Genomic DNA, 10,573 nt, shown 5'->3' on the forward strand with positions numbered 1-10,573 from the left:
CTGGAAAACTGCCCCGGGTGCGGGGTTTGCGGGGGTGTGGGGGGGGGGGTGTGGTGGGGCGGGGGTGACGGTGTGGTACGACGGGGGGGGTGGGGGGCGGGGGGGGGGCGCCAACGGCTCCCCCGCCCGTCAGAGAGTGCTTAGTAGCACTCCTTGACACCCGTCGACAGCGACATCTTCAGACCGCTGAGCTTGAAGGTTCCGGCAGTGGTGGCCCACGCCGTCTGCTTCACGCCGACCAGCGTGGCCTTGTCGGCCTGCTGGGCGAACCCGAAGGGGTTCGACTGCTCGCCGCCACCCTTCATGCCCGGACCCTTGCTGGCGTCCTTGGCGGCCACACCGATGTCGATGTTCTCGAACGTGGCGTCGGCCTCAAGGTCGGCCACGTCGATGTACAGGTTCTTGGCCTCGACCGGCTTGTTCGGGTCTTCACCCGCCCGCAGGATCAGGCTGACACTCCCGAGGATCGGGATGTCGGGGGTGACCACGGACTGGCACAGGCTGTTGATCGTCGCGGTCTTGAAGCCCGAGACGGCGACGGGGTGAACCGTCTTCTTGCCGGAGAGCGTGTAGCCCTCGTCAAGAGCGCCGTACTGCGAGAAACCGTTACCGACGAGCTTGTCGGTCGTGACCTTGAACGACTGGCCGGAGACACTGAACGACGCGGCGAGAGCGCCCTGCGCGAGGGCGACACCTATCGCAGCCGTAGCGGCGACGCTGGGCACCATCACCACAGCGAACCGCTTCCATCTGGTCCCGCCACGCACCTGGGACTCCATATTTCCTCCTTCTCGGACGTACATCTCCTGGCCCTGGCTGCCACTGTCGGCTCGACGGCTCAGCCGGGCAGGGATGGGAGAAGTGCTACGTCCTCGGGAAGGAGAGCGCCCGAACTCGGAGGCACAACCGCGCCCGAATCACCGGCGATCACCCCCGAGCGACAACCACTGGTCGCGCCTGACACGCATCACGCACAACCTTGCTGGACAGGCTTCGCCGGATGAGCGAAGACCCCCCTGCCCAAGAGCCGGCGCCACTGCCGCCGACTCTGCTCGGTGGGGACCCAGGAACTCCCGTGACCCGACCGGCTGTCGGGGTGCGGAAATGGACCGAGCGTGGCCGATCGTGGTGCATTCTCGCCGCCCGCACAAGGGGCTTCGTTACTCAGTAGTAACGGCCGGATAACCGAACAACGACCCGCAGGTCTCGGACAGCGACACAGGGTGCTGTCCAGCGACCGGACAAATCCAGGAATCAACGGACAGTCTCTGACAGAAAGAAGCCTGCGACTTACCCGCAGTAACTACGGCCGCGATTACCAAGATTTGGTAAAGCGCGGCCGCAGTGACGCTCCGTCGGCAAATCCTTCACTCGGGCAACACGTGCCCTCGCGTTTAGTGACTGGTCAGAACGGGGCTCGCGCCCCGCTCCCGGACCCGGTCAGAACAGCGCACGAGCCAACGCCCTGCGCGCCGCCGCCACCCGCGGGTCATCGGCGCCGACGACCTCGAACAGCTCAAGCAGCCGAATCCGTACGGTGTCCCGGTCGTCACCCACCGTGCGCTGCACGGTCTCGATGAGTCGCCCGAAAGCGTCCTCGACATGGCCGCCCACCAGGTCCAGGTCGGCGGCGGCGATCTGCGCCCGCGCGTCGGCGGGCTTCTCGGCGGCTTCCTTGCGCACCCGCTGCGGGTCGGCACCCTGCACCCGCTGGAGCAACTCGGCCTGGGCGAGCCCGAGTTTGGCCTCCGAGTTCGCCGGGTCCTCGTTCAGTACGTTCGTGTACGCCTGGATCGCACCGCCCAAGTCGCCCGCGTCCAGGGCCTGTACGGCGGCTTCGAGCAGCGCGTCGTAGGGACCGGCCGGCACTGCCGGAGCGGGCCGGCTGCCCGCCTCGGCGTCGGGATCGACGGTGAGGCCGGTGAGACCGAAGCGCTGCTCGGCTACGGCGACGAGCTGGTCGAGCGTCTCGCGGATCTGCGCCTCGCCGGCCGCCCCCTGGAAGAGCGGCAGCGCCTGCCCGGCGACGACGGCGAACACGGCGGGGATGCCCTGCACGCCGAACTGCTGCATCAACATCTGGTTGGCGTCGACGTCGATCTTGGCGAGCAGGAACCGGCCGTTGTACTCGACGGCGAGCCGCTCCAGCAGTGGACTCAGCTGCTTGCAGGGCTCGCACCACTCGGCCCAGAAGTCGATGACGACGGGCACCTCGGTGGACCGCTGAAGGACCTCGTGCTCGAACCCGGCCTCATCTACGTCGATGACGAGATCCGCGGGCGACACCGCGCCGGGGCCCCCGCCCTGTCGGGCGGCCTCGGCGCGCGCCTGCTCCGCCTTCGCCTTGGCCTCCTGGGCCGCCTTCACCGCGGCGAGGTCGACGACTCCGCTCATGGACATGTTCCGTGGCTGCATGCGTCTATCCTCCCCCGTTCGGCGCGCACTGTGAAAAGCGGTGTGAAAACCGGGCTTGCCCGGCACTGTTCGACGCCGGGTCCCCACCCCACGTCAGTGGTCGTCGCTTTCGCTACGAGTCGTAGCGTAATGGCATCGGGGTCCGCCGGAACACCACCCACCCGTGATCTCCCTCACGACCACACAGGAACCCCCCGGATATGGTCAGGGGATGCAGAGCCGCACCGCCGCCGCCCGTCCGGGACGCCCGCGCAGTGCCGCCGCGGACGCCGCGATCCTGGCCGCGACGCGGGAGGCGCTGGTCGAGCTGGGCTGGTCCAAGCTCACCCTGGGAGACGTGGCCACGCGCGCCGGGGTTGCAAAGACGACGCTCTATCGTCGCTGGGCCGGCAAGCACGAACTGGTGGTCGACGCGGTGGCCGAGCTCTTCGACGAACTCCGGCTGCCCGACCTGGGCAGTCTCGCCGCCGACATCGAGGGCGTCGTCCTCCAGTTCGCGGCGATCCTGGCCCGGCCCGAGGCGAAAAGTGGCCTGATGGCGGTGGTCGCGGAGTCGACCCGGAACGACGCCCTGCGCGAACGCATCCGCGCATCCATCGTCGAACGCCAGAAGTGCCTCGTCCTGGAGGGCCGCACCCGCGCCCAGCACCGCGGCGAACTCCCCCCGGAGACCGACCCCACCGAATCCGCCCGCATGGTCGACCTCATCTTCGACATGGTGGCCGGTGCGGTGGTCCACCGCACCCTGGTGAGCGGTCACCCGGCGGACGAGGAGTGGGTGCACGGCTTCACCCAGGTGCTGCTCCTCGGGCTGAGGGGCGCGGCCACGGAGTCCGCCCAGGACTGACGGTCCCCCCCTGCCGTCTCAGAAGCCCGCCGGCTCCGTGTACACCCCCCACTCGCCCCGCAGCGCGTCGCAGATCTCACCGAGGGTCGCCTCGGCCCGTACGGCGTCGAGCATTGGCCCGATCATGTTGGCGTCCGTGCGGGCGGCGGTCAGCATGGCGTCCAGGGCGGTGCGTACGGCGGAGTCGTCGCGGGACGCCTTGCGCGCGGCCAGCAGGCGGACCTGCTCGCGCTCCACCTCGTGACCGACACGGAGGATCTCCAGGTCGCCGGTGACGGAGCCGGTGTGGACGTTGACGCCGACGACCCGCTTTTCGCCCTTCTCCAGCGACTGCTGGTAGCGGTACGCCGACTCGGCGATCTCCCCGGTGAACCAGCCGTCCTCGATGCCGCGCAGGATCCCCGAGGTGATCGGCCCGATCGGATGCCGCCCGTCCGGGTGCGCCATGAGGCCCCGCTCCTTGATCCGGTCGAAGATCCGCTCGGCGTCGGCCTCGATCCGGTCGGTGAGCTGCTCGACGTACCAGGAACCGCCCAGCGGATCGGCGACGCCCGCGACACCGGTCTCCTCCATGAGGACCTGCTGGGTGCGCAGGGCGATCTCCGCGGCCTGCTCGGAGGGGAGCGCGAGGGTCTCGTCGAGGGCGTTGGTGTGCAGCGAGTTCGTCCCGCCCAGCACGGCCGCCAGCGCCTCCACGGCCGTACGCACGACGTTGTTGTACGGCTGCTGGGCCGTCAGTGAGACACCCGCGGTCTGGGTGTGGAAGCGCAGCCACTGGGCCTTCTCGGACCGCGCGCCGTACACGTCCCGCATCCAGCGCGCCCAGATACGGCGGGCGGCGCGGAACTTGGCGATCTCCTCAAAGAAATCGACGTGCGCGTCGAAGAAGAAGGACAGGCCGGGGGCGAACACGTCGACGTCCAGTCCGCGCGAGAGGCCCAGCTCGACGTACCCGAAGCCGTCCGCCAGCGTGTACGCCAGCTCCTGTGCGGCCGTCGCGCCGGCCTCGCGGATGTGGTAGCCGGAGACGGACAGCGGCTTGTAGGCGGGGATGCCGGCCGCGCAGTGCTCCATGAGGTCGCCGATGAGGCGCAGATGCGGCTCGGGCTCGAAGAGCCACTCCTTCTGGGCGATGTACTCCTTGAAGATGTCCGTCTGCAGCGTGCCGTTGAGCACGGACGGGTCGACGCCCTGCCGCTCCGCGGCCACCAGGTACATGCAGAAGACGGGCACGGCCGGTCCGCTGATGGTCATGGACGTCGTCACATCGCCCAGCGGGATGTCCCTGAACAGGACCTCCATGTCGGCGGCGGAGTCGACGGCGACCCCGCAGTGCCCGACCTCGCCCAGCGAGCGCGGGTCGTCGGAGTCGCGGCCCATCAGCGTCGGCATGTCGAAGGCGACCGAGAGACCGCCGCCGCCGTGGCCGAGGATCATCTTGTACCGCTCGTTGGTCTGCTCGGCGTTCCCGAACCCGGCGAACTGCCGGATGGTCCAGGTCCGCCCGCGGTAGCCCGTCGAATACAGCCCGCGTGTATAGGGGTACTCCCCGGGCCAGCCGATCCGCTCGAAGCCCTCGTACCTGTCCCCGGGCCGGGGCCCGTACACCGGCTCCACGGGATCCCCCGAGAGCGTGGTGAAGTCAGCCTCGCGCTTGCGCGCGGCATCGTACCGGGCCTGCCAGCGACGGCGGCCCTCCTCGATGGCGTCAGCGTCCATACCCACGGATTTTACTAGGACGTCCTAGTAAACGTCGATGAGAGACCGCCGTACGCAGCCGTACGGCGGTGGAGGTCAGGCCTTGGCGACGGCCGGGGCGGGCTCGCCGATCAGGGGCTCGATGGTGCGGGTGACCTTGCGCTCGACGAAGAAGGCGGCGAAGGGGATCGTCCCGGAGAGCAGCACCCACAGCAGCTTGCCGAACGACCACTTGGCCTTGGAGCCGAGGTCGAAGGCGAAGACCAGATAGATGATGTAGAGGAAGCCGTGGACCTGCGAGACGGCGAAGGTGAGGTCCTCGCCCGTGTCGAAGCCGTACTTGAACACCATGCAGGTGCACAGCACGAGCAGCATGACGGCGGTGACGTAGGCCATCACCCGGTAGCGAGTCAGGACGCTCTTCTTCATGCGTACGAGCGTAACCACCCGTTCCGGGAGATCTTGCCCCGGGCCCCGGCTCGTCGTTCCCCGAGGTCAGCTCTCCTCGAAGTCGTGTGCCGCCACCCGCAGCGGGCGCAGCATCGCGAAGATCTCCGCGCATTCCTCGGCGTCGTAGACCCCGAGTCCGAAGTCCATCGCCATCAGGTCGCTGGTCGCCGCCTCGACGACCTCGCGGCCCTTGTCGGTGATGGAGGCGAGCGTGCCGCGCCCGTCGTTGGGGTTGGGCCGTTTGTCGACCAGGCCCGATTTGACCAGCCGGTCCACGGTGTTCGTCACCGACGTCGGGTGCACCATGAGGCGTTCGCCGATCTTGGACATCGGCAGCTCGCCGGCCTTGGAGAAGTTGAGCAGCACCAGGGCCTCGTAGCGCGCGAACGTCAGCCCGTACGGCTTGACCACCGCGTCGACCTCGCCGAGCAGGATCTGGTGTGCGCGCATGATCGAGGTGATGGCGGCCATGGACGGCACGCTGCCCCAGCGCTGCTTCCAGAGTTCGTCGGCGCGAGCGATGGGATCGAAAGGAAGACTGAGCGGCTTCGGCACGGAACCGACCTTACCGGCCGGTCACATGCTGGTCAGCCCCGTCTCGCCTTTCGGTCCATCGCCCTGCGACGGCCTGCTCGCCGGTGCTATGTGCCCGCCGTCTCCCTGACCTGGAAGACGGCCGTCCACCGCTCGTCGTGCAGACAGGCGTTCATCGGCTCGACCAGGCTCCGGTGGTCGGGGTCGGTCCGCCACTGCTGGACGGACTCCAGGCTGTCCCACTCGCTGGTGAGCAGCCACTGGGCCGGATCGTCGAGGGAGCGGCACAGTTGTTCGCCGAGGTGGCCCGGGAAGTTCAGGGCGCGGTCGCGCACGCCCTGATAGGACTCCACGAAGTCCGCCTCCCGGCCGTCCCGGACATGGAGCAGCCGGATGACGCGTACGCGTTCCATGACGCTCCCGTCAGGACGGGTCGAGGACGACGGGCAGTTCCGCGAGGCCGCGGAAGGCGGGGAACGGCACGGTCATCCAGCGCGCTTCCTCCGGCGCGACGGCCAGGGTCATCCGGGGGTGCCGGGCGAACAGCGTGCCGAGGGCGAGCTGCATCTCCAGCCGGGCCAGCGGGGCGCCGACGCAGTAGTGCGGGCCGTAGCCGAAGGCGAGATGCAGGGCCTGGACGTTCGGGCGCTGGACGTCCAGCTCGTCGGGGTCGGCGAACACCTCCGGGTCGCGGTTGGCGCCGGTGATCGAGATCTGGACGAGCGCACCCTTGGGGATGAGCTGGTCGCGGATCACGATGTCCTCCTTCGCCCAGCGGAACGTGGAGTTCTCCACGGAGGTCTCGAACCGGAGCATCTCCTCGATGGCCGCGGTCATGCCGGCCGTGTCACGCAGTGCCAGCGCCTTCTGGTCCGGCCGGCTGAGCAGGTGGTAGACGGCGTTGCCGATCTGGTACGCCGTCGACTTGTGGCCGGCGAAGAGGAGGACCCAGGCCGTCGAGACGAGTTCGTGGTCGGTGAGCGCGCCTTCCTGGTCCTGGGCCGTGACGAGGGCGCTGAGCAGGTCCGATTCCGGCTCCCGCCGTTTCCGCGCGCACAGGTCCACCAGATACTCGCGGAGATTCCCCTCGGCGATTTCCAGTGCTTTCCTCGCCTCCGGTCCGAAACCGGTCTGCGCGACGGTCGCGGACCATTCCTGCGCCCGTTTGCGTTCGTTTTCCGGAACGCCCAGGAGTTCACAGATCACCTGCATCGGCAGCGGGAAGCAGAACTCCGGGAGAAGGTTGAACGGACCCGACGTCGGACATTGGTCCAGCAGTTCGTCGGTGATCTCCTGAACACGCGTCCGCAGCGATTCCACCCTTTTCGGGGTGAATGTGTTGCCGACGATCCGGCGAAGCCTGGTGTGCTTCGGCGGGTCCGAGAAGAGCATGTTGTCGTCGAGCGCGATCGACGAGTCACCGAAAATGCGGTGGTAGGCGTCGATGGCGCCGTACATGTCCTTGCTCAGCCGCGGGTCGGCCAGCGCGGCGCGCGCGTCGTCGTACCGGGTGATCAGGTACGTCTCGACGCCGTGCGGCGGCGTCAGGGGGCACACGGGTGCCGTTTCCCGGAGCGCGGCGTACACCGGATGCGGGTTGGCGCGGAACTCCCGGCTGCACGCCGAGGCCGCGGCCGCGGCCTCTTCGGACGACGGTGCCTCGGATTCCTCGGATGCGAACGCTTGCGTCATGGCTGTCCCCGGGTAGGCGTGGATTCCGGCGGTCGGATTCCGTCGGTCAGAGTCACCGTTTCCCGGGCACCGGCGCGCCGCAAACGGCACTGCGCCATATGGGTCGGGTCGCCGTAGGACGTGTGGGCGGGAGGCCTTCCTGGTAAGCATCGTGGACGTGAGTGGACACGAAGCGGAATCTGTACCAGTTCTCATCGTCGGCGGATCCCTGGTGGGTCTTTCCACTTCGGTTTTTCTGGGGCGCCTCGGAATTGAGCACATGCTCGTGGAGCGGCACGCCGACACATCGACGCACCCGCGTGGCCGCGGCAACAATGTGCGCACCATGGAGATTTTCCGGACCGCCGGTCTGGAGTCACGCATTCGCGGCGCGGCCGGAGTGCTCGCCGACAACGACGGCATTCTCCAGGTGGACAGACTCACCGGGAAGGAGCGCCGCTGGATCGTCGGGGACATCGCCGGCGGCATGGACACCTCCCGGGTCAGTTCCTCGGACTGGTGCCTGTGCAGTCAGAACGATCTCGAACCCGTGCTGCTGGACTACGCCCGGCAGCAGGGTGCCGACATCCGCTTCAACTCGGAGCTGCTCTCGTTCACGCAGGACGGCGAGGGCGTGCAGGCCCGGATCATGCGCCGGGACACCGGTGAGACGTACACCGTGAACGCCGGTTTCCTGGTGGCCGCCGACGGCCCCCGCAGCCCTGTCCGCGGTCAGCTGGGGATCGGCCAGTCGGGGCCGGGCGAGCTGTTCCACAACGTCAGCGTCACGTTCCGGAGCAGGACGCTGAAGAACCACGTGGGAGGGAAGCCGTTCGTCGTCTGCTACGTCACCGACCCGCAGGGCGAGGGCGCGCTGCTGCCGGTGGACAACGCCGAGCGCTGGGTGATCCACGTTCCCTGGTATCCCGACCGGGGCGAGGCCCTGGAGGACTTCACCGACGAGAGGCTGGCGGCCCACATCCGCGCCGCCGTCGGTGTCACGGACATCGACGTCGAGATCACGGGCAGGGCGCCCTGGCACGCCTCCAAGCGGGTCGCGGACAGCTACGGCGAGGGCCGGGTCTTCCTGGCCGGCGACTCGGCCCATGAGATGCCGCCCACCGGGGCGTTCGGCTCCAACACCGGCATCCAGGACGCCCACAACCTCGCCTGGAAGCTGGCCTCGGTGCTGCGCGGCTGGGCCGGGCTGCCGCTGCTCGACTCCTACGAGCGCGAGCGCAGGCCCGTCGCCCTCGCGACCGGCACACGCGCGTGCGTCCAGGCCGCCGACGAGCAGCACCCGGGATTCAGTCCCGCCGCGGGGCGCAACAACGACCCGGCCGACCTGATGACCGTCTCCCTCTGCTACCGGTACGCGTCGAACGCCGTGGTGGGCGCCCCGCCGGAGCGGCCGATCGTCCCCGACGCCTTCCAGCTGGGCGGCGAGCCGGGGAGCCGGGCACCGCATCTGTGGGTCACCAGGGACGGCGCCCGGATCTCCACGCTCGACCTGTACGAGCGTTCCTTCGTGCTGCTCGCCGGGTCCGGGGGGCAGAAGTGGCGGTCCGCCGTGGAGAAGGCCTCGCGGAACCTGGGCGTTCCCGTCGAGGCGTACCTCGTGGGCACGGGCCCCGATCACGACCTCGCCCCCGAACGGGACGCCGACTGGGCGGAGCTGCACGGCACGGCCGAGGACGGTGCCGTCCTGGTGCGCCCCGACGGTTTCGTCGCCTGGCGGGCGGACGCCGCGATGCCGGACGCCGACCGTGTGCTGACGAACGTGCTGCAGACCCTGCTCTGCCGCGACTGACCGCCTGCCCTGACTTCCCTCTCTTCCCCTCCCCTCCCTTCCCCTGCTGAACCCCACACCGAGGACGTTGTTATGACCCTTGCCGGACGCATCGACGTCCACCACCACTTCACCGCCCCCGACTGGCTGGACTGGGCGGAGCAACAAGGCGTGGTCGACCGGGAGAAACTGCCCTGGTGGACGCGCTGGGATCTGAACTCGGCGCTGGAGGTCATGGACAAGGCCGGCATCGGCACCTCCGTCATGACCGTCGCGATGCTCGGCCGGTTCCGGGAGCGGGCCCAGCGCCAAGAGAGCGCCCGGGTCGCACTGCGGGCCGCCGCCGACGTCGTGGAGAGCAACCCCGCGCGGTTCGCCTTCTTCACGCCCGTGTTCCTCGACGACCTGGAGCTCTCCGCGTGGAGCGTCCGGCACGGTCTGGACGAACTCGGTGCCATCGGGGTGAGCACGCGGACGAGCGTGGAGGGCGCGGTCCTCGGGGACGAGTCGCACGACCGGCTGCTCCAGGAGCTGAACGACCGGTCCGCCGTCATCAGCACGCACCCCATGGAGGTGCCGGCCGGGAAGGACGGGACGGGGCTGCCGGGGATGCCGCCCTTCGTGTGCGACTTCCTGATGGACACCACCCGCGCGGCCATCAACCTCATCAGGAACGGCACCCTGGACCGCTATCCGAACCTCAGCTTCATCCTCCCGCACGGCGGGGGCTTCCTCCCCTACATGGCCACCCGGCTCGAACTCTTCGGCGGACGGCTCACCCCGGGGATCGAGCCCAGCCGGGTCCGTGACTATCTGCACCGGTTCTACTTCGACACGGCGGGCCCGATGTCCCCCTCGTCCACCCCCACCCTGCTGGCGACGGTGGACCCCGGCCGCATCCTGTTCGGCACGGACTGGCCGCCCACCCCCGCCCATGTCATCGCCGACAGCGTGATGCCGGCGCTGGACGGCGACCCCTGTCTCTCGGAGCGGCAGCTTGAGGACATCAACCGGGAGAACGCGCTGCGGCTGATGCCGGCGCTCGCGCGCTCGTAAAGCTCGCACGACAGGGCCGGGCGGGGGGGGGGGGGGCCCGCGGGGGGGGCGCGGGGGGGGTGCGAGTTGTCTCCGGCCGCGAGACGACAGCCGGCGACCGCGCCGGTCGCGCG

At 69.2% G+C, this 10,573-nt stretch carries 10 protein-coding genes; 3 read left to right on the forward strand and 7 right to left on the reverse strand.

Going from position 1 to position 10,573, the window contains the following annotated elements; translation table 11 throughout:
* Positions 1-140: 140 nt before the first annotated feature.
* Positions 141-779, reverse strand: a complete 639-nt coding sequence (locus ACFWYS_RS40010; protein ID WP_272121684.1) for a DUF6230 family protein — start codon at positions 777-779, stop codon at positions 141-143.
* A 661-nt stretch (positions 780-1,440) separates the two neighbouring features.
* Complete coding sequence (locus ACFWYS_RS40015) at positions 1,441-2,415, reverse strand: tetratricopeptide repeat protein (protein WP_384780479.1); 975 nt, start codon at positions 2,413-2,415, stop codon at positions 1,441-1,443.
* A 211-nt stretch (positions 2,416-2,626) separates the two neighbouring features.
* On the opposite strand from ACFWYS_RS40015, the gene ACFWYS_RS40020 reads away from it, so the two are divergent.
* The gene (locus tag ACFWYS_RS40020; RefSeq protein WP_384780482.1) at positions 2,627-3,262 is read left to right on the forward strand and encodes a TetR/AcrR family transcriptional regulator; all 636 of its coding nucleotides are present in this window, start codon (positions 2,627-2,629) and stop codon (positions 3,260-3,262) included.
* 18 nt (positions 3,263-3,280) lie between these two features.
* Here ACFWYS_RS40020 and ACFWYS_RS40025 read toward each other — a convergent pair whose 3' ends face one another.
* The 5 genes from ACFWYS_RS40025 to ACFWYS_RS40045 all read right to left on the reverse strand — a co-directional run bounded on the left by ACFWYS_RS40025 (position 3,281) and on the right by ACFWYS_RS40045 (position 7,636).
* Positions 3,281-4,981 (reverse strand): methylmalonyl-CoA mutase, encoded by a 1,701-nt coding sequence (locus ACFWYS_RS40025; RefSeq protein ID WP_384780485.1) that lies wholly within the window; start codon positions 4,979-4,981, stop codon positions 3,281-3,283.
* 75 nt (positions 4,982-5,056) lie between these two features.
* Positions 5,057-5,389, reverse strand: coding sequence for a DUF3817 domain-containing protein (locus tag ACFWYS_RS40030; protein WP_384780488.1), 333 nt, complete (start codon positions 5,387-5,389; stop codon positions 5,057-5,059).
* A 66-nt stretch (positions 5,390-5,455) separates the two neighbouring features.
* Positions 5,456-5,965 (reverse strand): MarR family winged helix-turn-helix transcriptional regulator, encoded by a 510-nt coding sequence (locus ACFWYS_RS40035; RefSeq protein ID WP_384780491.1) that lies wholly within the window; start codon positions 5,963-5,965, stop codon positions 5,456-5,458.
* 86 nt (positions 5,966-6,051) lie between these two features.
* A complete protein-coding gene (locus ACFWYS_RS40040) occupies positions 6,052-6,357 on the reverse strand; it encodes an antibiotic biosynthesis monooxygenase family protein (RefSeq protein ID WP_384780494.1) in 306 nt (101 codons plus the stop codon).
* Between the two features lie 10 nt (positions 6,358-6,367).
* The gene (locus ACFWYS_RS40045) at positions 6,368-7,636 is read right to left on the reverse strand and encodes a cytochrome P450 (RefSeq protein WP_384780497.1); all 1,269 of its coding nucleotides are present in this window, start codon (positions 7,634-7,636) and stop codon (positions 6,368-6,370) included.
* A gap of 157 nt (positions 7,637-7,793) precedes the next feature.
* On the opposite strand from ACFWYS_RS40045, the gene ACFWYS_RS40050 reads away from it, so the two are divergent.
* The gene (locus tag ACFWYS_RS40050; RefSeq protein ID WP_384780500.1) at positions 7,794-9,425 is read left to right on the forward strand and encodes an FAD-dependent oxidoreductase; all 1,632 of its coding nucleotides are present in this window, start codon (positions 7,794-7,796) and stop codon (positions 9,423-9,425) included.
* A 72-nt stretch (positions 9,426-9,497) separates the two neighbouring features.
* Positions 9,498-10,460: an amidohydrolase family protein gene (locus ACFWYS_RS40055; protein WP_384780503.1), complete on the forward strand. Its 963-nt coding sequence runs from the start codon at positions 9,498-9,500 to the stop codon at positions 10,458-10,460.
* The last annotated feature ends 113 nt before the right edge of the window (positions 10,461-10,573 follow it).

The sequence above is a fragment of the Streptomyces sp. NPDC059010 genome (genome assembly GCF_042740355.1).
Taxonomy (GTDB): Bacteria; Actinomycetota; Actinomycetes; order Streptomycetales; family Streptomycetaceae; genus Streptomyces.